Source organism: Bradyrhizobium sp. CCBAU 51627, assembly GCF_028128765.1.
GTDB lineage: Bacteria > Pseudomonadota > Alphaproteobacteria > Rhizobiales > Xanthobacteraceae > Bradyrhizobium.
On sequence record NZ_LBJG01000024.1, the window covers coordinates 1,518,024 to 1,540,193 of the forward strand.

Below are 22,170 nucleotides of genomic sequence, written 5' to 3' on the forward strand. Positions count from 1 at the left end.
GCCCCGACCGCCGGCCGCGGACCTATTGCCGCACCGCATTCCCGCCGACCACGACCTGCGCGAAACGTTGCGCACCGTCCGCCGACAGGTCGGACGTTACGGCACGCGCATGATCGAGGCCGACCACGGCGCCGCGCGGAGTTGCCGAGATCATGTTGTTGTTGACGAGGGCGGTGCCGGCGCCCGGCACGACGGAGACGCCGATTCCGGCCAGCGCCTTGCGGATCACGTTGCCCGAGATCACGACGTCGCGCAGATATTTGCCCCAGCCGGCGACAATGCCGTAGGACGGCGCATTCTCGATCACATTGCCGGTGACCGAGGTGTCGGCTTCGACGTAGATACCGAAGCCGGCATCATCGTCAGGCGCGGTCCCGATCGGCCGCTTCGGAAGCAGGTTGCGGATGATGTTGCCCTGGACCACCGCGATGCGGCCGCCCTCGTTGAAATTGCAGACCGAGACGCCGACGGCAGCGCCATCCACCGTGTTGTTGGCGATCACCGCGGCCTCGAACGCGAACTCGGAATAGAGCGCGACCTCGCGCACGTCGCTGACGCTGTTGCCTGATATAAGGATGTTCGAGGCCGAGTTGCCGCGCACGGCGGAGTAGTCGCAGTTCTTGATGCGGTTGCCGCGCACGATCACGTTGCCGGCGCGGAAGGCGTTGATGGCGTTGCCGTACTGGCCGGAGCCGCCGGGACCGGCCTTGATGTCCTCGATGCGGTTGTCCGCGACCAGCGTGCCGTCGTCACCGATTGCGGTGCGCAAGATCTCGATGCCGTTGTCGTTGGTGCCGACAATTGTGTTGCGGGACACGCTTAGACCCCTGGCGTCGAACGACACCACCCCCGTCACGGCGATGTCAGTCAAGATGTTGCCGGCGATATCGCCCGACACCTGCTCGAGCCAGATGCCGCTGCCGCCGGAGCTGGCGATCTCGCAATCGGTGATGCGGACGTCGCGCCCGCCAAGGACATGGATCAGCCCGCGCCGCGTCGGCAGCGGAATGCCGCCGCCGTCGAAGGTGATGCCGCTGAGCCCGATCGAGTCAGAGCCGTCGCTCTGGATTGCGGAGGCCCCGCCGGTGAAAATAAGTTTCGTCGCGCCGCGCACGCCGGTCAGCTGTGCCCCATTCGGCAGCCGTAGCAGGCCCGTGCGGTAGATTCCGGGCGGCAGCGCAAGCGGCATCTGCGCCCGCGAAGCCTCGTCGATCGCACGCTGAAGAACGCGCGTCTGATCCTCGCTGCTGCCTGGTCGCACCCCAAGTTGGGTCGCATCACGGCCGAGCAGCGACGTCAGCGGGGCCGCGCGCGCGGCCTCGGCAGGCATGGCAAGCGCACCGGCGATGCCGGCAGTCGAAGCTCCGATGAGATGACGACGGTTGAGGTCCATGGCGCGTCCTTCCGCGGACGCGGGAGTGTCCGCGAGAGTTAGGTAGCGCAGCGCGGACAGGGCCGTGGAGGATTGTTCGCGGTAGGGTTAAATGTTTACCGCAAGGCCTGTGTGTTCCGCGCCTTCCGTGCCAACCCCACCATTTCCATCAGCATCGCTTCCCCGGCGTCCACCAATTCCTCAAGTGTGATGCGCGGCGCGCCCTTGCGCCGCATCGCGCCGCTGCGCGCGAGCAGGGGAATGTGGATGAACGCCGCCAGCTTTGGTTCACCGGCCCTGACGTTCTCGATTGCGCGCCAGCTCAGGTAATTGCAGAGGTAGGCGCCGGCATCGCGCGAGAGCCGGGCGTCGATGCCGGTGAGGCGCGCGGCGCGCAGCAGTCGCGCCGTATGCGGACCGAACTTCACGGCGTCGGCGTGCCCGGCAATGCCGCGCTTGCTCGAGCGGGTGTTGGCGGCATCGGGCCAGAGCATGGTGACGGCGTTGCGCGCGCGGCTCTCGATGCGCAGGTAAGGCGTGCGCGCGGCGAGCCCGAACATCAGCAGCGCATCCGGCCTCGCCTTTGCCAGCGCCTCCGGCAATTGCCGGTCGACCTCGGCGTAGGTCACCGGAAAGATATGGCGAGAGATCTCGACATCATCGAGCGCCGGCCGGCGCAATTGCGCCAGCCGCGCGACCAGCGGCTGGGTCGGATTGTGCGGCGCTCCGGGAAATGGGCCGAAGCCGGTGAGGAGAATGCGGAGTTTGTCGGACAATTGATTGGCTCCCGCTGATGTCTATCACGGCATATCCGATCCGGCGAGCTTCCGGCTAGGTCTCCGATTCGGATTCATGCTTGTGCCGCTCGCGATAGGTCCGGGTTTTCTCCCGGTTGCCGCACAGCGTGGACTGGCACCACCGCCGCGTGCCGGGTTTCGACCGATCAAAAAAAACGCGCTGGCACTCGTCTGCAGCGCACATCTTCAGACGGTCGAGCATCCCTGCTGCGGCGGCGTTGTACAGTTCGGCGACGATCGTGGAGAGACCGGCCTGCGCATCCGCCTGCAACGGTATCAGTCCAAATCCATCCTTGCCGACGCTGGCGACCCGGAGCGCAAATGGCTCCATGGCCTTGTCGAGGCGCGTGGTGATGGCGGACTTGCGGTGACGCTCCGCAGGGTCGCATTTCAGATAGTCCCGGATCGCGCCACGCAATTGCAAAGCAGCTTCGAAGGTCTTTTGGGACGGCGGCGCTGCGCGATCGAGCAGCCGGCGGAGTTGCATCCAATCGCCGAGCGCTGCGGCGTCAGGCAGTTCTTCCGCCTGCTGATGCTGCACGCCGTGATGGATGAAGTGCCGCAAATCCAGCGTATTGGCGAAATCATAGATGTTCGCCAATGCATCCGGCACTTGGAACTTGCGCGATTCTTTCGACATGGAACACCACTTAATCACTTTTGCTGGTTGACTCAAGACACCAGTATTAGTACTTTACTAGTGTCAAACGAGGAACGGAGTTTCATCGATGTTGCACGTCAACCATCCGCCGATCTCGACCGAGGAAGTCTCCTACCGGAAATATATCGAGCTGCTGGATACCCGGATGGCCTATGTCGACGTGGGAGCGGGCGACCCGATCGTATTCCTGCACGGCAACCCGACGCCGTCTTATCTCTGGCGCGAGATCATCCCCCATCTCCTGCCGTATGGCCGCTGCCTCGCGCCGGACTATGTCGGCATGGGGAATTCGGGCGCGGCGCCGAATGGCTCATATCGCTTCGTCGATCACCAGCGCTACCTCGATGCCTGGTTCGATGCGATGGGTCTGAGCAGGAACGTGATCCTTGTCGTGCACGATTGGGGTTCGGCGCTCGGCTTTCACTGGGCCCATCGTCACCCCGACAGGGTCAAAGCGATCGTCTACATGGAGGGCATCGTGCGTCCGTTCCGTTCCTGGAACGAATGGCCCGACGCGACGCGCGCCTTCTTCCAGGCGCAACGGACACCTCGGGGCGAAGACCTGATCCTGCAAAAGAACCTGTTCATCGAATATCTCCTGCCGCTGCGCCATATCGCGCCTGAGGCAATGGAGGTCTACCGCCGCCATTTCCGCAATCCCGGTCCGAGCCGCCAGCCCATGCTGACCTGGACGCGCGAATTGCCGATCGAGGGCGAACCTGCCGATGTGGTCGCGATCGTCGAGGCCTATGCGGACTGGATGTCGAAGAACCGGATTCCGAAACTGTTCATCGATGCCGAGCCGGCGGGCTTCCTGATCGGCGCCCAGCGCGAGTTCTGCAGAGCCTGGCCCAATCAAGAGACCGTCCTCGTGAAGGGGGCGCACTTCCTGCAGGAGGAGGCGCCTCGTGAGGTCGGCGAGGCAACCGCACGCTTCGTCTCGAAGGTGCTGGCCGGGCAGATCAGTTAGGCAATCGCGAGATTGCGTTGGATCGCGAGCTCGAACTTCGCTTCACCTTTCCTCCGCTGGGAGAGGTGAAGCGGTCTCAATGCAGGAGCTTCATGATCTCCTCGGCGGCGAGCGCCGGCGTGAGGTGACCGTCGGCGACCTCGGATTCGATCTTCTTCACCTTGGCGCGGACGGCCGCTTCGCTGCGCAGCCGCGCCAGCATGCGCTGTTCCAGCATTGACCACATCCACTTGACCTGCTGGTAGCGCCGGCGCGCGGCGAACTCGCCGCATGCGTTCATCGCCTTGCGGTGATCCAAAACCTTCTGCCAGAGCTCGGCGATGCCGGTGCCGGCCAGCGCCGAATAGGTCACAACGGGCGGATGCCAATACTCGGATCGCGGCGCAAGGATGTGCAGCGCGCCGCGATAATCCGCGGCGGTGATGTTGGCGCGCTTGAGGTTGTCGCCGTCCGCCTTGTTGATCGCGATCATGTCGGCGAGCTCGACCAGGCCCTTCTTGATGCCCTGCAGTTCGTCGCCGCCGCCCGGCAGCATCAGTGCGAGGAAGAAATCGGTCATGTCGCAGACCGCAGTCTCCGACTGTCCGATGCCGACGGTCTCCACCAGCACGACGTCGAAGCTGGCCGCCTCGCACAAGAGCATCGCCTCGCGGGTCTTGGCGGCTACGCCGCCGAGCGTGCCTGATGACGGTGAGGGGCGGATGAAGGCGGCGTCCGACGCCGACAATCGTGCCATCCGCGTTTTGTCGCCGAGGATCGAGCCGCCGCTGCGTGCCGAGGACGGATCGACTGCCAGCACGGCGACCTTGTTGCCGTGCTCGATCAGATAGGTACCGAGGGCATCGATCGTGGTGGATTTGCCGACGCCGGGCGAGCCCGTGATGCCGACGCGAACCGCCTTGCCGGTGTCGGGCAGCAGCATCTGCACCAGCTCGCGTGCCAGCGCCTGATGGTCGCTGCGCCGGCTCTCGACCAGCGTGATGGCCCGCGCCAGCGCCGCGCGATGGCCTGCGCGCAAGTCGCGGGCGAGGGTGGCGATATCAAGCGGAATCTTCTTCTCAACCATGCCCTGCTTTACAACGGCGGGAGGAGGCAGGCGAGAGGCTCTCGGGCCTCGGCGATTCAAGCCTTGGCAAAACCGGCTGTCTTCATGGCCTGGCCCATCTGGCGATCCGCCTGGTCCATGAAGGTCTCGAACTGGCCGGCATCGCGCCACACGGTGCCGAAACCGCGTCCGGTCATGAAGTCCTGGAATGCAGGGGAGTCGTAGACCTTCTTCAAGGCCGCGGTGAGCGTGGTGGCGATCTCGGGGGACAGGCCCCTGGGGGCGCCGATGCCGCGCCATGAGCTGGTGGAATAGTCGACGCCGAGCGTCTCCTTCAGCGTCGGGACGTCCGGGAAGATCGGATTGCGCGCGTGCGCCATGATCGCAAGGCTCCGCGCCTGCCCGGCCTCGATGGTGGCGCGCGCTTCCGGCACCGAGCAGGTGGTGAGATCGAGGCTACCGGCGACGAGATCCTGCATGGCCGGTGCGGCGCCGTTCGACGCCGACCACGCGACCTGGTTTGCCGGCAATCCCATCGCCTGCATCCAGCCCACCAGCGCGAGATGCCAGATGCCGCCTTGTCCAGTGCCCGACGCCTTGAACCGGCCCGGCGGCGTCAACTTGATGGCATCGAAAAGCTCCTTCGCCGTCTTGTACGGCGAGGACGTCGAGACCTGGATGCCCGGTGGGTCTTCGTTCATCAGCGCCAGCGGCGTGAAGTTCTGCGGCGTCAGATGTGTCACGGCCTGCCAATGCAGCATTGCGATTTCGACGGTCAGCATGCCGATGGTGTAGCCGTCCGGCCGCGCGGTCGCGATTTCGGCATGGCCAATAGCGCCGGCCCCGCCGGTGAGGTTGACAACGTTGAACGGCTGGCCGAGCTCCTTCTCCAGCAGCGTGGCGATCATGCGCGCGGTCGCGTCCGAGCCGCCGCCGGTCCCCCAGGGCACGATCAAGGTCACCGGCCGCGCCGGATAGGTTTGCGCGCGCGCAGGCCTGAAGAAGGCAGCCGTGGCAGCAGCCGCAGAAGAGGCCGCGAAATTGCGGCGCGTAATTCCTGGCATCAATGATCCCGGCGGCGCCCGCGGGAATCGGGCTGGTATCGAGGCGGCATGTTACGCGGCTTTGCACGGATGTCGCAAGCGGCCGCTCCGCGGCGCCCTGAGCAACGGGTTCCCTTGCTATGGCTGCTCGTCAGCGTCGCCCTTTGGCCGTGCACCGCCGAAGATGCGAGCCCCCTCCGGCGTCAGGAAGGGCTTCAAGGTCTCCCAGGGGACGAACGCGACATATTGGCCCTCGGCGTAGGGGCCGACCGCATAGGGCGGATAGTGGAAGGTGAGGCCGGAACTCTTGCCGGCTTCGGTCGAGGGCGCCAGCGTCACCGCGCCGATCTTGAGCAGGCTGGGTGTGAGATCCTTGAACCATTCCGCTGTCGCGGTCTCGCTGCTCTCGCGTTTCTTTTTCTCGATCTTCAGCGAGGCGATCACGGCTTTCACCATGGCCTTCATGGTCGCGCCATTGTCGGCGGTCTCGGTGAAGAACGGCCGGATCGAGATCCGCTTGTTCTCGGACTTGTCCCAAAGGATCGCGTTCACGTCCGAATTGGGATGGGCGCCATGGGTATCCATGTAGTCGTCGCGCAACACGCTGACATAACGGCCGGCGACGACGGAGCGGATCGAATATCTGCGCTCGAAATCCCAGCCGCCATCCTTGAAGAATTGCGGATCCTGCTTGCGCGAGGCGGCAGCGTCAGCGGCGCTCTTGTCGAGCCACTTCCTGCCTTCGGCCAGGCAATCGGCGGCGAGCGGCGCGTCTGCCTTGATCTTCTCGTCGAGGAAGACACGCGCGTCGATATTCCTGTTCTTGACGACGGCGTCGGGCTTGGGATCGGCGGCGAGGGAAGGGAAGGCCAGAGCGATGTTCGCCACGGCAGAGACGATCGCGAGCAATCCCGCCCGCGCATTTGCCCGATGATATGCCACTTCAATATCCATCAATTGTATCCGGCCTCGCCAATGCGCTCGGATGCCTGCATCAATCTAGTGATAGCAAGATGAACCGGCGCGGAACGCGCGCGATGCGAACACCGGACGTGAAGATTGGTCGCGGTAGCGCGCTCCCTGCTTTGATGCCGGGAGCCACGCGGCAGAATTACTCCGCCGCCTCGCTGTGCCCCAGCCGTGCGTTCAGCTTGCGGATCAGCTCCTCGGCGGCATCCGCGATCACGGTGCCGGGCGGGAAGATGGCTTCGGCGCCGGCGGCGTAGAGCGCATCGTAATCCTGCGGAGGCACCACGCCGCCGACGATGATCATGATATCCTCGCGCCCCTGCTTCTTCAGCGCAGCCTTGAGCTCCGGCACGGCGGTGAGATGGGCGGCGGCGAGCGAGGAGACGCCGAGGATGTGCACATCGTTCTCGACAGCCTGCCGCGCCGCTTCGTCGGCGGTGGCGAACAGCGGCCCGATGTCGACATCGAAGCCGATATCGGCAAAGGCCGAGGCAATCACCTTCTGGCCACGGTCGTGGCCGTCCTGTCCGATCTTGGCGACCAGGATGCGCGGGCGGCGGCCCTCGGCCTCCTCAAAGGCGTCGATCAGCGCCTGAACCTTCTCGACCTGGTTGCCCATGCTGGATGCTTCCCGCTTGTAGACGCCGGTGATGGACTTGATCTCGGCGCGGTGCCGGCCGAACACCTTCTCCATCGCGTCCGAAATTTCGCCGACGGTGGCCTTGGCCCGCGCTGCGGCGATCGCGAGCGCGAGCAGATTGCCGTTGCCTTCGCCGGCCGAGCGTGTGATCGCAGCGAGCGCGGCATCGACGTCCTTCTGGTTGCGCTCCGCCTTCAGCCGCTTCAGCTTGTCGATCTGAAGCCGGCGGACATTGGTATTGTCGACCTTCAAGATCTCGATTCTGTCCTCGTCGGTCGGCTTGTACTTGTTGACGCCGATCACGGCCTGCTTGCCGGCGTCGATGCGGGCCTGGGTCTTGGCCGAGGCTTCCTCGATGCGCAGCTTGGGCACGCCGGCCTCGATCGCCTTGGCCATGCCGCCGAGCTCCTCGACCTCCTGGATGTGGCCCCAGGCTTTGGCGGCCAGATCGCGCGTCAGGCGCTCGACGTAGTACGAGCCGCCCCAGGGATCGATGATCCGCGTTGTGCCGCTCTCCTGTTGCAGGAACAGCTGGGTGTTGCGGGCGATGCGCGCCGAGAAGTCGGTCGGCAGCGCCAGGGCCTCGTCGAGCGCGTTGGTGTGCAGCGACTGAGTGTGGCCTTGGGTCGCCGCCATCGCCTCGACGGTGGTTCGCATCACATTGTTGAAGACGTCCTGCGCGGTCAGCGACCAGCCCGAGGTCTGGGAATGCGTGCGCAGCGAGAGCGAGCGCGGATCCCTGGGGTTGAAGGGTTTCAGCAGCTTCGCCCAGAGCAGGCGCGCGGCGCGCAGCTTGGCGACCTCCATGAAGAAGTTCATGCCGATCGCCCAGAAGAACGACAGTCGGGGCGCGAAGCGATCGACATCGAGGCCCGCGGCAAGACCGGCGCGCAAATATTCGACGCCGTCGGCGAGCGTATAGGCGAGCTCGAGGTCCTGCGTCGCGCCGGCCTCCTGCATGTGATAGCCGGAGATCGAGATCGAATTGTATTTCGGCATCTTTTGCGAGGTATAGGCGAAGATGTCCGAGATGATCCGCATCGAGGGAGCGGGCGGATAGATGTAGGTGTTGCGCACCATGAACTCTTTCAGAATGTCGTTCTGAATCGTTCCTGAAAGCTTCTCCGGCGGAACGCCCTGTTCCTCGGCGGCGGCGACATAGAGCGCGAGGATCGGCAGCACCGCGCCGTTCATGGTCATCGAGACGCTCATCTGGTCGAGCGGAATGCCCGCAAACAGCGTGCGCATGTCGTAGATGGAATCGATGGCGACTCCGGCCATGCCGACATCGCCGCCGACGCGCGGATGGTCGCTGTCATAGCCGCGGTGGGTGGCGAGGTCGAAGGCGACCGAGAGGCCCTTCTGTCCGGCCGCGAGATTGCGGCGGTAGAATGCGTTGGAATCCTCCGCCGTGGAGAAGCCGGCATATTGCCTGACGGTCCAGGGCTGGTTGACATACATGGTCGGGTAGGGGCCGCGCAGGAACGGCGCGATGCCCGGATAGGTCTCGAGGAAATCGAGGCCGGCGAGATCAGCCTCGCCATAGGCAGGCTTCACCAGAATGCCTTCGGGCGTCAGCCACGGCTCGGCGCTGCCGCTCGGAGCGGCGCTTGCGGTTCGCTCGAAGGCGATGTCGGCGAAATTGGGGATGCGGCTCATGGCTTCAACCATATCATGGACGCTCAATCATGGTCCGGATGCTGATGGCTGACGATCGTCGCCATCTTCTCCGGTCCGTAATTCTGCTGCGTGGTCTGGCTCGGCAGATTGGAGATGCCGACCACCCAGCCGAGGCGGGATTCGGTTCCGTACTGCCGGGTCGGCACCAGCCGGTCGGGGCGGTCGAAGGCGCCGGTCATGATCTCGATCCGGTCGCCGTCGATGCGGCCAAAACTCAGCGGCGTGCCGCAGGCGGCGCAATACCCACGATCGGCGATCGTGGAGGAGCGGAAGAACGACGGCTTGCCCCTGGTCCAGGCGAAATCCGTGCGATTGATATCTGCGAAAGAGGCGAACGGGGCGCCGCTCGCCTTCTGGCACATCCGGCAATGGCAGATCGAAACCCGGTTCGGCGTCGCCGAGATCGCGAAGCGCACCGCGCCGCATTGGCAGCCGCCGGTGAGAAAGGGTTTGCTGGCCTCGGTCATGCCTGCTCCATCCGAAGATAGGCGTCCTGTAGCGTCGCAAGCGCATCGCCGCCGGCGAAGACAAAGCCCGTGACACCGGCGGCCCGCAGGGCTGCCTCGGCTTCCCCGGGGCGGCCTGCCAGATAGATATGTCGCGCGCCCGCCGTTTGCAGGGCCTTTGCCGCGGCTTCGGCCTGTTCCGTATAGACCTTGTCGCTGGAACAGAGGCAGGCGAGGACGGCGCCTGAGGCCTTGAAGGCGGCCGCCAGCTTGGCGGGATCGGCAAAGCCCTCGCCGTCGAGGGCCTGGATGCCGCCGGCTTCGAAAAAGCTCTTGGCAAAGGTCGCACGCGCGGTGAAGTCCGCGGGCGTGCCGAGATTGGCCATGAACACTCTTGGCCGCGCGCCGCGTGCCTTCAGGGCTGCATCGGATCTGTCGCGCAGCGTTTCGAACGGCTGTGACAGCCGCATCGGCGGCAGCGGATCGAACTTGTACGTCTGCTCGCCGTAAGGCGCGAGCGCGATCGGCGTCGCCTTCAGCATGGTCGTCTCGCTCTCATGCAGGTTCGGAAACTCGCTCGCGCCAGTCAGCACGTCACGGCGCTTGGCGATGTTGCCCTCACGCGCTTTGCGCGTGGCCGCGACCTTGCTCTGGAACACGCCTTGCTGAAATGCGGCGAACGCGCCGCCCGCTTTCTCGCTCTCCTGGAACAGCGCCCAGGCCGCGTCGCAGAGCTGCGCCGTGAGCGTTTCGATGCCGCCGGCGCCGGCTGCGGGATCGCTGACCTTGGCGAGGTTGCTCTCTTCGAGCAGCACGAGTTGCGTATTGCGCGCCACGCGCCGCGCGAACGGATCGGGCAGGCCGAGCGCCAGCGTGTGCGGCAGCACGGTGATGGCGTTGGCGCCAGCAAGGCCGGCTGCGAACGTCGCGATGGTCGCGCGCAACATGTTCACATAGGGATCGCGTTGTGTCAGCATGCGCCAGGCGGTATCGGCGGCAATGAACAACGGCTTTGGTGTCAGTCCACATGCGGTTTCGATGCGCGCCCACAATAATCGCAGCGCGCGGAACTTTGCCATGGTCAGGAATTGGTCAGCGTCCGCAGAAAGTCGTGCGTAGACCATCCCCTGCGCCTGCTCCAACGGAATGCCAGCACTCTCGATCGCGCGCAGGTAAGCAATGCCGCAGGCGAGCACAAAGGCGAGCTCTTGCACCTCCGAGCCGCCGGCATCATGGATCACGCGGCCGTCGGCGGAGGCGAATGGTCCGTTGAAGCCCAGCGCGGCGAGGCCCTTGATACCGCCGGTGACGGCGGGAACGATCTCGTCCCAGGTGTAGGGGCTATGACCCCACACCGCGCCAGCCGCGAGCGGATCGAGCCCGAAGCGGATGTTGCAGGCGGCGGGATCGAGGCCGTTGCTCTTCACGTATTCCGCGACATGGATCGCGGCCATGCGCGATTGCGGTCCGATCTCAAGCTCGATGGCGATGCCAGCATCGAGATGAATGTCCTTCAGTAATTTCGCGACCGCGTCGGCCGAAGGTTCCAGGCCGAAGCCGTGAGCGCCGTTGGCGCCGGCGAACGCCAGCGCAAGTCCCGTCGCTCCGTTCTCCAGATCCTGCAACGCCTGCGCATTCGCCATGACCGCGTCGGGATGATCGATCCGCTGCATGATTTGCCATGGTGCGGCGGCCGGCCGTCCCACCACCGGTGCGACGCCCTTGGCGCGCGGGTAGAGCGGCTCGATCTTCAGACCGTCATAAGTCTTGCCGACCAGCTTCTCGAACGGCGCGCCCTTGAGCACGCCGTCGACGAGCTTGCGCCAATCCTCGACGGTCGCCTTGGGAAAATCGGCCGCCAGCGGCAGATCGTCAGTCACGGAGGTCATGCGGCCAAGGGCTCCCAAACGGCTTGTTATTCGCAGGCGAAATTGCCACGGCGGACCGTCCCTGCAAACGATTGTTTTTGTTAACCGGTATCCGGAAGCCGCTCAATGCCTTGCGTCGAGACGCTGGCAAGCCCGTCGCGCACACGAATGCCCGAGATCACCCGCTCCGGCGCGATTTCAGCCAGCGGCACCATCACGAAGGCCCGCTCGAACAGGCGCGGATGCGGCAGGGTCAGGTCCGGCTTCTGCAAAGAGACGTCGTCATAGGCGATCATGTCGAGATCGAGCGTGCGCGGACCCCAACGCCGCTCCTTGTCCCTCATACGGCCGAACTTTTGTTCGACCTTCTGCATGACGAACAAGAGCGCGTGCGGATCGAGGTCGGTCTCGATCTCGACGCAGGCATTGATGAAGGGATCCTGGTCCTCGTCGCCCCAGGGCGGGGTCGCATAGTCCGACGAGCGCGCGACCACCGCAGCCTGCGCCATGCCGCAGATATGGGCGATCGCCTTCTTGAATGTCGCGCGGACATCGCCGACATTGCCGCCGAGTGCGATCAGCACGCTCGCCATCAGGGATGCCGCGAACGCGTCAGCATGATGCCGACGTCGTCGAAGATCGCGGCGATCGGCGCGTGCGGCTTGTGCACGGTGATCTTCACGGCACGGATGCGCGGGAAGTGCGACAGGATGGCGTCGGCCACTGCGCCGGCCGCGCGCTCCAGCAGCTTGTAATTGGTGTTCTTGAACGCCGCCGTCGTGGTCGCCACCACGTCGGCATAGGAGACGGTGTCGGCGAGGCGGTCGCTGCGCGAGGGTTCCGACAAGTCGGTGTAGAGTTCGAGATCGATCACGAAACGCTGGCCGACTTCTGTCTCATGATCCATCACGCCGTGGCGGGCGTGGATCGACAGGCCGGTGACGAAGATCGTATCGGTCATTGCTTGCTCTCGATTGCATGTGCGACCCGCAAGGCCTGCAAGGTCTCCGCGACGTCATGGGTCCGGATGATCCTGGCGCCCTTCTGTGCGGCGATCAGGTGCGCGGCGATCGAGCCGGCGAGCCGCTCTTTCGGCTCCGACGGCGACACCGAGGCGATGAAGCGTTTGCGCGAGGCGCCGACCAGGACCGGCAGGCCGAACATGTCGAGCTCACCTAAACGCGCCAATGCGACCATGCTCTGCTCGGCGGTCTTGCCGAAGCCGATGCCGGGATCCAGCACGATCTTCTCGCGTGCGATGCCGGCCTTGGCGGCGATGTCGAGCGAGCGCAGGAAGAACGTCTTCATGTCAGCGACGATGTCGATGGCGGAATCGACGCTGTCGCGGTTGTGCATGACGATGACGGGAACGCCTTTTGCTGCGACCAGCGGCGCCATGCCGGTGTCACGTTGCAGGCCCCAGACGTCGTTGGCGATGGCCGCGCCCTGATCGAGCGCGAAGGCTGTGACCTCCGCCTTCATGCTGTCGATCGAGACCGGCACGCCGAGCGCCACGATGTCCGGCAGCACCGGCTTCAGCCGGGCCAGTTCGTCCGCCGCCGTCACCGGCTGCGCCCCCTTGTAGGGCCGGGTGGACTCGGCGCCAATATCGATGATGTCGACGCCGTCAGCGATCATCGCTCGTGCCCGCGTCAACGCCTGTTCCGGCGCGATGAAATTGCCGCCGTCAGAGAAGGAATCCGGCGTCACGTTGAGCACGCCCATCACCGCCGGCAGAGGCCGCTCCAGCAGGGTCCGCAGCACGTCAGGCCCGGCCGAGCCGGCCGGCGGGACGGATGGGGAGGGCGAGACGTTCATGCGGCCCGCTTTGCGCGGTCGGAGAGGGGGAGTCAAGACGGGATTGGCGGCGCCGCGGACGATGAGTGCGGCCTCCTTACCGTCACCCCGAGGTGGCCGCTTCTTCAGCGGCCCTCGAAGGGCGACGGCCCCGCTCTCTCCCTTGGACCGCAGCGCGGCCGTGCATCCTTTGAGGCTCTCCATGGGACGCGTTGCGTCCCATGCTTCGCTCAGGACGAGGGAGGTGTGTGCGCGAACACTTAAGCGCCCTAATACGTGATCTTCGGCGGCAGCTTCCTGGCCTTGGCGATGATGTCGCCGACCGACTTCTCGGAAGGCAGGATCCGCACGAGCTTCTTCCGGTCGTTGGCCTCTCGCATGCTTTGGGCCAGCCTTGCCGGATTCCGATAGGCGAGCTCGCGCACCGTGGTGACGCCGGCGGCGCGGACAAGGCCGACCTTGGCCCGGCCCATGCCGGGAATGCGCATGTAGTCGGAGACGTTGGCCCACTCCAGGAGTTGCTGCTCGCTGATGCCGGTCTTGGCCGAGAGCGTCTTGCGACCCTTGGCGGTGCTCGCGGCGTCGAGCAGCGCGTCGGTGGTGCGGATGCCGTGCGCCTTCAGCTTGTTGGCGGCAAAAGCGGGCAGGCCCTCAATCTCGGAGATGGGATATGTCATGGTACTCGGTATAGCTTCAGGCGAACTGGCTGAGGCCTGGTGTCCCTGCGATGATTTTGCCCATCTGATCCGCTCCGATTTTGTCTCGACCGAAGCGGAAAAGTTCACGGGCCACGTTCTGGATGTCGGACATACCGAGCCCGAGGCCCATCAGGCGGGTACCGACGGCCATGAGGCCGCCGCCCATCAGCCGTGATAGCCCGCCGCCGCTCCTGGACGCTTCGATCGCCCCTTCTGCACCCGGAATCTCGTCGATCAGGGCCTGCACGCTGTCGGACGGACCCTCGCTGCGGAGGAAACCCAGGATAATGCCGACGGTCTTTTCAGCGACAGCACCATCTATGCTGGCGTTTGCCGCCAGCCGTCCGATCAGCTCGTCCATATTGACCCGCCCCTCAGCCGGTTTGCATCCCGGAGTATTATTTCGAAAATGATCTTGAGCCCGTGCGATGCGAAATTCAAGCGATGAACGCATGCAACGTTCCGATTCATCTCCAAGGCGCGAAAAGTGTTGCAGTGATGCAAGAGCGGGGGAAGCATTTTATGAGAAATTGCCGCGGCGCGAATGCGCTCGTCCGACTTTTGGCGCATGCGGCGCGCACAATCTCCGACAATGTCGCACGTCCGCGGCGCCTTGAATGGTTTCATTCGGCTTCCGACATGCGTTAAACTACGGAACTGGCGGCTCGAGTTTCAATCCGCGAAATGAACGATAGAGAGAGTGATGACGGCGCAGGACAACAAGCTCGGCGATACCGACGAGAAGATATTCGTCGGCAAGGGAGACGAGCAGGCCTGGTTGACGCTGGCGCTCGCCAATCGCCACGGCCTCGTCACGGGCGCGACTGGAACGGGCAAGACGGTCACGCTGCAAGTGATGGCGGAAGGATTTGCACGCGCCGGTGTTCCGGTGTTCGCCGCCGACATCAAGGGTGATCTGTCCGGCATCTCGGAGGTCGGGGAAGCAAAAGATTTCATCGTCAAGCGCGCGAGCGAGATGGGGCTGACGTTCCAGCCTGACCAGTTCTCGACGGTGTTCTGGGACGTGTTCGGCGAGCAGGGCCATCCGGTGCGGGCTACCATCACCGAGATGGGCCCGCTGCTGCTGGCGCGCATGCTCGATCTCAATGACGTGCAGGAGGGCGTGCTCAACGTCGCGTTCCGCGTCGCCGACGACAACGGTCTTGCGTTGATCGACATGAAGGACCTGCGGGCGTTGCTCGACGCCATCGTGCCCGACAGCGGCAAGAAGGGGCCGGACGCGGAGGAAGATCCGCTCGCACCGATCCGCAAAGCGGCCCAGGGCTTTGGCAACGTCACCAAAGCCACTGTCGGCACCATTCAGCGCCAGCTCCTGGTGCTGGAGAACCAGGGGGGCACCAAATTCTTCGGCGAGCCGGCGCTGACCTTGAAGGACTTCATGAAGACCGACCGCGACGGCCGCGGCATGGTCAACATCCTCGTCGCCGACAAGCTGATGCAGAGCCCACGGCTTTACGCCACATTCCTGCTGTGGATGCTGTCAGAGCTGTTCGAGGAATTGCCCGAGGCCGGCGACTTGCCCAAGCCCAAATTGGTGTTCTTCTTCGACGAGGCGCATCTCTTGTTCAACGACGCGCCGAAGGCGCTGATGGACAAGATCGAGCAGGTGGTTCGCCTGATCCGCTCCAAGGGCGTCGGCGTCTATTTCGTCACCCAGAACCCGATCGACGTGCCCGATCGCGTGCTCGGGCAAATGGGCAACCGGGTTCAGCATGCGTTGCGCGCCTTCACCCCGCGCGACCAGAAGGCGGTCGCCGCCGCCGCCCAGACCTTCCGGCCCAACCCGAAGCTCGACACTGCCAAGGTGATCATGGAGCTCGGCAAGGGCGAGGCGCTGGTGTCATTCCTGGAAGGCAACGGCACGCCGGCGATGGTCGAGCGTGTCATGATCCGCCCGCCGTCGGCCCGCATTGGGCCGATCACGCCGGAGGAACGCAAGGCGATCATGGATGCGAGCCCCGTGAAGGGCAAATACGACAGCGCTGTTGATGCCGAGTCCGCCTATGAAATCCTCCAGAAGCGCATTGCCGGCACCGCGGCGCCGGCCGACGGCGAGGCGGGAGCAAGCGGCGGCATTCTCGGCGAGATCGGCTCGATCGTCGGCACCATCTTCGGCACCCATACCGGACGCAACCGGCTGACGACGGGGCAGCGTATCGCGCGCGACGTCACGCGCACGGTGACGAACAAGGTAGTCGGCGGCGTCGTGGCCGATCTCGGCAAATCGGTCGGCGGCCAGCTCGGCGGCTCGGTCGGTCGTGCGCTCGTCCGCGGCGCGCTTGGCGGATTGCTGCGAAGGTAGGCAGCTCGCCCGCATTTGCGGCGATTCATCCGCGAACCCGGGTCAGCACCATTGAGGCTGGGACGGATGTCGCGTGCGACAGTACAAATTCGGGTGAGGGGGACTCTCCAAGTGTCCGTCGGTCTGCTACGTGCAATCTGCTTCCGATTGGACATCATGTGACACTCTCGAATTCATCCGATAAACCTCGCGCATTGCGACTGCCGTCGTTGCGCGCGCCGCTCGATCTGCTTTTCCTGCTCTGCTGCGTCATCCTCACCGCCGACGTCCTCGGTCCGGAGATCTTCGGCCAGGGCAAGACCAAGGATTATGCGCTGTGGTACTGGGCCGGGCTGCAGGTGCTGCATGGCGGTCCGCTCTATCCAAGTGACATCCATCAGCAGTTCGAGTTCATCTATCCGCCGCTGCCGGCGATCCTGCTGGCGATCCCGAGCTGGCTCGGCAAGATCCCGCTCTACCTCGTGCTGTCGGTGTTGAATGCGGTCGGATGGTGGTACACAGGCATCCTCTCCAATGCGATGACCGGCGCGGATCGCAAGCCAGGCCCGTGGCTCGAAGCGCTGCCGGCATTCGCCACCGTGACCTTCGTGTTCGACATGTTCGATCTCGGCCAGCCGAACCTCCTGCTGCTGGCGATGATGCTCTTCGGCTTCTGGAGCCTTCAGCATCGGCGGTTCTGGTTCGCGGGATTCATGTTCGCGCTCGCCTCTGCCATCAAGGTGTTTCCGGTCGCGGTGCTGCCCTATCTGGTCTGGCGAAGGCAGTGGGCGGCCGTGATTAGCATGATCGCCTTCATCGGCATCCTGCTCTATGTCGTGCCGGCACCGATCCGCGGCTTCGAGCGCAACGCTGCCGAGCTCAACACCTGGTACCAGGGCATGGTCGGCTCGAGCTCGGAAAAGGGCTTCGGCCAGCGCGACGAGCAGAACTGGTCGTGGGTCAACCAGTCAATCATCGCGGTGACGCATCGCCTGGTCCGGCCGCTCAACTACAACATGGACAATCCCAGCAAGCCGCCGCGCACGATGAATGTCATCGACGTCGACTACAAGACGGCGAACTGGATCGTGCTCGCAGTGTCGGTGCTGCTCGGGCTCGGCTTCATCGCCGTGATGCCGTCGGCGCACAGGCGAACGGCGCGGTCGGACGCCGAAGAGCTCGGCATCCTGTTCTGCCTGATGACGGTGGCCTCGCCGCTGGCGCGACAATATTACTTCATGTGGTTGTTCCTGCCGTTCACGGTGCTGATGCATCGGGCCGCGTTCGATATGCGGACGAAGGTGCGGCTGGGAACCTGGCTTTCGCTTGGCGCTGCCGGCCTGCTCATGCTGCTGTCGCTGCCGTTGTTTCCCAAGGCCTTCCAGGCCTGGGGCAACAACCTTGCCGCCACGGCGATCCTCGCGGTCAGCCTCGCCTGGCACATCCGGCATCCGCCAGTTGCGGCTAGCTCTGACGCAGCGGCAGGGCTAAAAGCCAAGACGTCTTGAAACTCAAGTCATCTTGAGAGTCCAAAAACGCAGGGAATACGATCATGGCCAACGCGCAGCTTCAATCGGTGCTCGATCACATCGACAAGGACTTCGACAACAGCCTCGAGCGCCTGTTTTCGCTGCTGCGGATCAAGTCGATTTCCGCCGATCCCGCTTATGCGGGGGATTGCAAGGCGGCGGCCGAGCACCTTGCCAGGGACATCGCGAGCTTCGGCGTCGCGACCGAGGTGAGGCCGACCGCCGGCCATCCCGCCGTCGTCGGCAAGACCAGCGCTGGTGGACGGCCGCATGTAATCTTCTACGGCCATTACGACGTACAGCCAGTCGATCCGCTCGACCTCTGGCATCGTCCGCCGTTTGAGCCCGTGGTGACCAACCATGCCGACGGCCGCAAGATCATCGTCGCGCGCGGCGCCGAGGACGACAAAGGCCAGGTCATGACCTTCGTGGAAGCCTGCCGCGCCTGGAAGAAGGTGACGGGCTCGCTGCCGATCGACATCACCTTCCTGATCGAGGGCGAGGAGGAGGTCGGCTCGAAGAATTTCGTGCCGTTCGTCGAGGCCAACAAGGACGAGTTCAAGGCCGACTACGTGCTGGTCTGCGATACCGGCATGTGGGATCCGGAGACGCCTGCGATCACCACGGCGCTGCGCGGCTTGCTCTATGAAGAGGTGAAGATCACTGCGGCGAGCCGCGATTTGCATTCGGGCGTTTTCGGCGGCACGGCGATGAACCCGATCCGGGTGCTGACCAGGATTCTCGGCGGTCTGTTCGACGATGACAACCGCATCACCATTCCCGGCTTCTATGACGGCGTCAAAGATACGCCGCCGGAGATCTTGGAGCAGTGGAAGAAGCTGAACTTCACGCCGGACTCGTTTCTCAAGCCGGTCGGTCTGTCGATCCCGGCCGGCGAGAAGGGGCGGCTGATGGTCGAGCAGGCCTCGACGCGCCCGACCTGCGACGTCAACGGCATCTGGGGCGGTTATATTGGCGAGGGCTCCAAGACGGTGATCCCCTCGCATGCTTCGGCAAAGGTCTCGTTCCGCCTGGTTCAGGGGCAGGATCCTCAGAAGATCCGCAAGGCATTTCGCGACTATGTGACCGCTCGAATCCCGGGCGACTGCAAGGTCGAGTTCGGCGATCATTCCGCCGCGCCCGCGGTCGCACTCGACTGGAACATGAAGCCGCTGGCCGCCGCCAGGCAGGCGCTGACCGAGGAATGGGGCAAGGAGACCGTGCTGATGGGCTCGGGCGCCTCGATTCCGATCGTCGCCGATTTCAAGCGCACGCTCGGACTCGACTCGCTGCTGGTCGGCTTCGGCCTCGACGACGATAACATCCACTCGCCGAACGAGAAGTACGATCTCCGCAGCTTCCAGAAAGGCATCCGCTCCTGGGCAAGGATCCTGGCGGCGCTGGCGGAGGTGAAATAAAGTCGTAGCTCTCTCCACGTCATTGCGAGCGTAGCGAAGCAATCCAGGAATCTCTCCGCGGAAGCAGTCTGGATTGGTTCGTCGCAAGAGCTCCTCGCAATGACGGTGGAGGACGCATCCCGCAAATAAAAACGCCGCCCGGAATTGAGCGGCGTTTCATTCCAGAACGTGCAGAGGTAGGTGACGCCTACCTTACACGAAATCTCGAAAATCTCAAGACCGGTAGCCGGGCAGCTCGCGGTCGAGCTTGCGCAGCAGGGGCGGCCAGACGAGGGTGGTGGCGCGCAGCTCGGCGCGGTCGCGGTTGGCGAGCAGCTCGGTGTTCTTCTCGATCGCGATCGGCTCGACCGGATACACCGCAGTGCCCAGCGCGCGGGTGCGCACCTGCATCGAGCAGGCACGCTCGAGATGGTACATGCGCTCGAAGGCGGAGGCGACCGACCGGCCGACGGTCAGCGTGCCATGGTTACGCAGCAGCATGTGATTGTGATCGCCGAGATCCTTCTGCAGTCGCGGCCGCTCGTCGTGATCGAGCGCGATGCCTTCATAGTCGTGATAGGCGAGGTCGTGGGTGACGAGCTGCGCGGTCTGGTTCAGCGGCAAGAGGCCTTCGGCGCTGCTCGACACCGCGGTGCCGTCCAGCGTGTGGAGGTGCAGCACGCAGATGGCGTCCTCGCGCACCTCGTGAATCGCCGAATGGATGGTGAAGCCGGCCGGATTGATGCTGTACTCGCTCTCGGAGAGCTGGTTGCCGTGCAGGTCGACCTTGACCAGGCTCGACGCCGTGATCTCGTCGAACATCAAGCCGTAGGGATTGATGAGGAAGTGGTGGTCCGGGCCGGGTACGCGCGCGGAGATGTGGGTGTCGACCAGGTCGTCCCAGCCGTACAGCGCGACGAGGCGATAGCAGGCGGCGAGATTGACCCGCTGTTGCCATTCCGCCTCCGTCATGTTGGACGGCACTTCCTTCAGGCGCGCTTCCGCTGGCGACATGGCAAATCTCTCCGAACCTCGTTGTTGCGGGGAGGGAGCCTAGTCTTGCAAATGGTTGGCAGCAAGGCGCGGGCAAGCGCGGCAGTTCAGCGTGGCCCGCATGGAGCGCGCTACGCCCGGGAGAGAATTATCAGGGCGCCGGGATCGACAGCAGGCTGGAAATGCTGCGGCCGCGGATGTCGTAGACGCGGGCGAACACCACGTCGTCGCGCTTGATCTCGACCATCACGGGGGCGGTGAGGCCCTTGCAGTAGAACTCGCCGAGCGTCATGGCGAAATCGGCCGCATGGGAATCCCAGCCGATGGTGAAATCCGGGCCGAGCGCGACCTGCGCCGGGCGCTGCGGACCGCACACCGCGACCTTCCATTTGCGATTGCGCGGCGGAACTTCCTGCCGCTCGACCAGCTGCTCGCGCAGTTCGTCGGACGCCTGCTTCAGCGCAAGGCCCCAATAGTCCAGCATGAAGCGGTCGTCGGCGCCGCGCACGGTGCCGGCGATGTAGTTGAAATGCGTGTACTGATAAGGATGCAGCCGGATCATCTCGGCGAGCGGCAACGCCAGGCCGAAGCAGAAGAGGGCGAGCACGGCCGGCTGCCAGGCGCGGTGATTGGTGCGCAGGCGCTCCATGATCCAGGCGAAAGCAACACCGCCGAGCACCGCCATCGGCGGGATCACGAAGACGAAATGGCGGATGCCGTTATAGAGCGCCGGACGCTTCACCATCGCGATCGCGAGCGGCAGGGTCGCTGCCAGCGTCAGCATCAGCATGATGGTCTTGCGGCGGGCCGGAACCATGCGGCGCGGCAGCAGCGCGAAGGTGCCGACCACCGCGGCGGCCATCAGCACCAGCATCACCTCGGGCAGCTGCAGCGCGAACAGCGTCGGCAGATATGACCAGGGCATGTCGGGTACGGACACGATCGCGCCGTCGAACATCTCCTTCCACGGCTTCTCGAAGAAATGCGAGAAATAGGTCAGAGCCTCGAAGGGATTGCCGGGCTCCATGATCGACCACGGCCAGATCAGGCCCATGACGAGATAGCCGAGCACGAGCCCGGGCAGCAGCACGTAGACGACGTGGGCGAACCGCCTGATAGCTTCGCGCACGCCCTCGATGCGCAGCTCCTCCAGGAACAGCGGGACGAAGCCTGTCATCGCGTAAACCAGCGCGAGCCCGCCGAGAATGCGCGAGCCGATCGACAGGCCGGCGCCGAGGCCGACGATCAGGATCGTGCGCGGCGAGGGATTTGGATATTCCTCGGCGAGGCGGACCAGACCGAGCATCAGGATGATCATCGCCACCGCGAAGGGTGCATCCTTCGGGTTCATGAACATGTGCCCGTAGAAGATCGGGCAGAGCGCGAGGAGCAATAGTGCGCCAAGACCCGCAAGTGGTCCGCCCACGCGGCGGCCGAGCCGCCAGGTCACTGCAAGTCCGATCACGCCGACGATCGCGCCGACCAGGCGTCGCGTCTCGAACAGCTCGAGCGGTATGACCTTGTGCAGCAGCGCCGCGGCCATGTCGAAGCCGCCGCCATACATATAGAGGTTGGCGAAGGAGAGGGCGGCCGTGTCCTTGAAGCCTGAGCCGAACATCCGCAGCAGCAGGTCGGCATATTCGGCATGGGTGTAATCGTCCCAGCCAAGGCCGTAATCGCGGAAGGTCAGGCCTGCGATGACGGCGACCGCAGCCAGCACCAGCATGGCGAGATCGTCGCAAGTCCGTTCAACCGAGCGCCCGAGCGGCGTGTCGATCGCCGAAGTCGTGATGGCTGTCATGGCGATTGGTGACCCGGAATACCCTCTTGGCCCTGCTGGTGCGCGCCGGCCTGTTCCCCGGAATCCCTATAGCGCAGTTCCATTACCAAGTAATTGGGCATTGTGGCTAAATTCCTGATGCGACGCAGCAATTTCCGGTAACTTGGGAGCCATCACAGCTAG

The 22,170-nt window shown here is 64.5% G+C and carries 20 protein-coding genes; 4 read left to right on the forward strand and 16 right to left on the reverse strand.

From position 1 onward, the window contains the following. Nucleotides 1-22: 22 nt before the first annotated feature. From XH88_RS21895 to XH88_RS21905, 3 genes are all read right to left on the reverse strand, one after another. Nucleotides 23-1,393: a TIGR03808 family TAT-translocated repetitive protein gene (locus tag XH88_RS21895; RefSeq protein ID WP_271670312.1), complete on the reverse strand. Its 1,371-nt coding sequence runs from the start codon at nt 1,391-1,393 to the stop codon at nt 23-25. 95 nt (nt 1,394-1,488) lie between these two features. Beyond that, nucleotides 1,489-2,148 (reverse strand): pyroglutamyl-peptidase I, encoded by a 660-nt coding sequence (locus XH88_RS21900; RefSeq protein WP_271670313.1) that lies wholly within the window; start codon nt 2,146-2,148, stop codon nt 1,489-1,491. 55 nt (nt 2,149-2,203) lie between these two features. Further along, complete coding sequence (locus XH88_RS21905; protein ID WP_271670314.1) at nt 2,204-2,845, reverse strand: CGNR zinc finger domain-containing protein; 642 nt, start codon at nt 2,843-2,845, stop codon at nt 2,204-2,206. A 52-nt stretch (nt 2,846-2,897) separates the two neighbouring features. Here XH88_RS21905 and XH88_RS21910 point away from each other — a divergent pair, with 52 nt between their 5' ends. After that, a complete protein-coding gene (locus XH88_RS21910) occupies nt 2,898-3,800 on the forward strand; it encodes a haloalkane dehalogenase (RefSeq protein ID WP_271670315.1) in 903 nt (300 codons plus the stop codon). Between the two features lie 76 nt (nt 3,801-3,876). Here the strand turns inward: XH88_RS21910 and meaB are convergent, their stop codons facing one another. The 11 genes from meaB to XH88_RS21965 form a co-directional block, all read right to left on the reverse strand. Next, a complete protein-coding gene (gene meaB, locus XH88_RS21915; protein WP_271670316.1) occupies nt 3,877-4,866 on the reverse strand; it encodes a methylmalonyl Co-A mutase-associated GTPase MeaB in 990 nt (329 codons plus the stop codon). 56 nt (nt 4,867-4,922) lie between these two features. Next, nucleotides 4,923-5,909 carry a tripartite tricarboxylate transporter substrate binding protein gene (locus XH88_RS21920; RefSeq protein ID WP_271670317.1) on the reverse strand — a complete coding sequence of 329 codons (987 nt, stop codon included), beginning with the start codon at nt 5,907-5,909 and terminating at the stop codon, nt 4,923-4,925. Between the two features lie 117 nt (nt 5,910-6,026). Next, complete coding sequence (locus XH88_RS21925; RefSeq protein WP_271670318.1) at nt 6,027-6,842, reverse strand: RsiV family protein; 816 nt, start codon at nt 6,840-6,842, stop codon at nt 6,027-6,029. A 157-nt stretch (nt 6,843-6,999) separates the two neighbouring features. Beyond that, on the reverse strand, nt 7,000-9,156 hold the full coding sequence (gene scpA, locus XH88_RS21930) for a methylmalonyl-CoA mutase (protein ID WP_271670319.1): 2,157 nt from the start codon (nt 9,154-9,156) through the stop codon (nt 7,000-7,002). A gap of 23 nt (nt 9,157-9,179) precedes the next feature. Further along, nucleotides 9,180-9,644, reverse strand: coding sequence for a GFA family protein (locus tag XH88_RS21935; RefSeq protein WP_271670320.1), 465 nt, complete (start codon nt 9,642-9,644; stop codon nt 9,180-9,182). After that, a complete protein-coding gene (locus tag XH88_RS21940) occupies nt 9,641-11,512 on the reverse strand; it encodes a methylmalonyl-CoA mutase family protein (protein WP_271670321.1) in 1,872 nt (623 codons plus the stop codon). Before XH88_RS21940 ends, XH88_RS21935 begins: the two co-directional genes overlap by 4 nt. An 80-nt stretch (nt 11,513-11,592) precedes the next feature. Continuing rightward, nucleotides 11,593-12,084 carry a 2-amino-4-hydroxy-6-hydroxymethyldihydropteridine diphosphokinase gene (gene folK, locus XH88_RS21945; protein ID WP_271670322.1) on the reverse strand — a complete coding sequence of 164 codons (492 nt, stop codon included), beginning with the start codon at nt 12,082-12,084 and terminating at the stop codon, nt 11,593-11,595. Further along, nucleotides 12,084-12,452, reverse strand: coding sequence for a dihydroneopterin aldolase (gene folB, locus XH88_RS21950; protein WP_027533885.1), 369 nt, complete (start codon nt 12,450-12,452; stop codon nt 12,084-12,086). Before folB ends, folK begins: the two co-directional genes overlap by 1 nt. Further along, complete coding sequence (folP, locus tag XH88_RS21955; protein WP_271670323.1) at nt 12,449-13,309, reverse strand: dihydropteroate synthase; 861 nt, start codon at nt 13,307-13,309, stop codon at nt 12,449-12,451. Before folP ends, folB begins: the two co-directional genes overlap by 4 nt. Before the next feature lie 248 nt (nt 13,310-13,557). Next, nucleotides 13,558-13,965 (reverse strand): DUF4332 domain-containing protein, encoded by a 408-nt coding sequence (locus XH88_RS21960; protein WP_271670324.1) that lies wholly within the window; start codon nt 13,963-13,965, stop codon nt 13,558-13,560. A 16-nt stretch (nt 13,966-13,981) separates the two neighbouring features. Further along, complete coding sequence (locus XH88_RS21965; protein WP_271670325.1) at nt 13,982-14,347, reverse strand: DUF2267 domain-containing protein; 366 nt, start codon at nt 14,345-14,347, stop codon at nt 13,982-13,984. A gap of 342 nt (nt 14,348-14,689) precedes the next feature. Between XH88_RS21965 and XH88_RS21970 the strand changes: the two genes are divergently transcribed. The 3 genes from XH88_RS21970 (at nt 14,690) to XH88_RS21980 (ending at nt 19,235) form a co-directional block, all read left to right on the forward strand. Next, nucleotides 14,690-16,309, forward strand: coding sequence for a helicase HerA-like domain-containing protein (locus tag XH88_RS21970; protein ID WP_271670326.1), 1,620 nt, complete (start codon nt 14,690-14,692; stop codon nt 16,307-16,309). Between the two features lie 209 nt (nt 16,310-16,518). Next, on the forward strand, nt 16,519-17,796 hold the full coding sequence (locus XH88_RS21975; protein ID WP_271670327.1) for a glycosyltransferase family 87 protein: 1,278 nt from the start codon (nt 16,519-16,521) through the stop codon (nt 17,794-17,796). Between the two features lie 44 nt (nt 17,797-17,840). Further along, the gene (locus XH88_RS21980) at nt 17,841-19,235 is read left to right on the forward strand and encodes a M20/M25/M40 family metallo-hydrolase (RefSeq protein ID WP_271670328.1); all 1,395 of its coding nucleotides are present in this window, start codon (nt 17,841-17,843) and stop codon (nt 19,233-19,235) included. 213 nt (nt 19,236-19,448) lie between these two features. Here XH88_RS21980 and XH88_RS21985 read toward each other — a convergent pair whose 3' ends face one another. Beyond that, on the reverse strand, nt 19,449-20,228 hold the full coding sequence (locus tag XH88_RS21985; RefSeq protein ID WP_271670329.1) for a class II aldolase/adducin family protein: 780 nt from the start codon (nt 20,226-20,228) through the stop codon (nt 19,449-19,451). Nucleotides 20,229-20,358: 130 nt separating this feature from the next. Then, a complete protein-coding gene (locus XH88_RS21990) occupies nt 20,359-22,008 on the reverse strand; it encodes a glycosyltransferase family 39 protein (protein WP_271670330.1) in 1,650 nt (549 codons plus the stop codon). Nucleotides 22,009-22,170 lie beyond the last annotated feature (162 nt).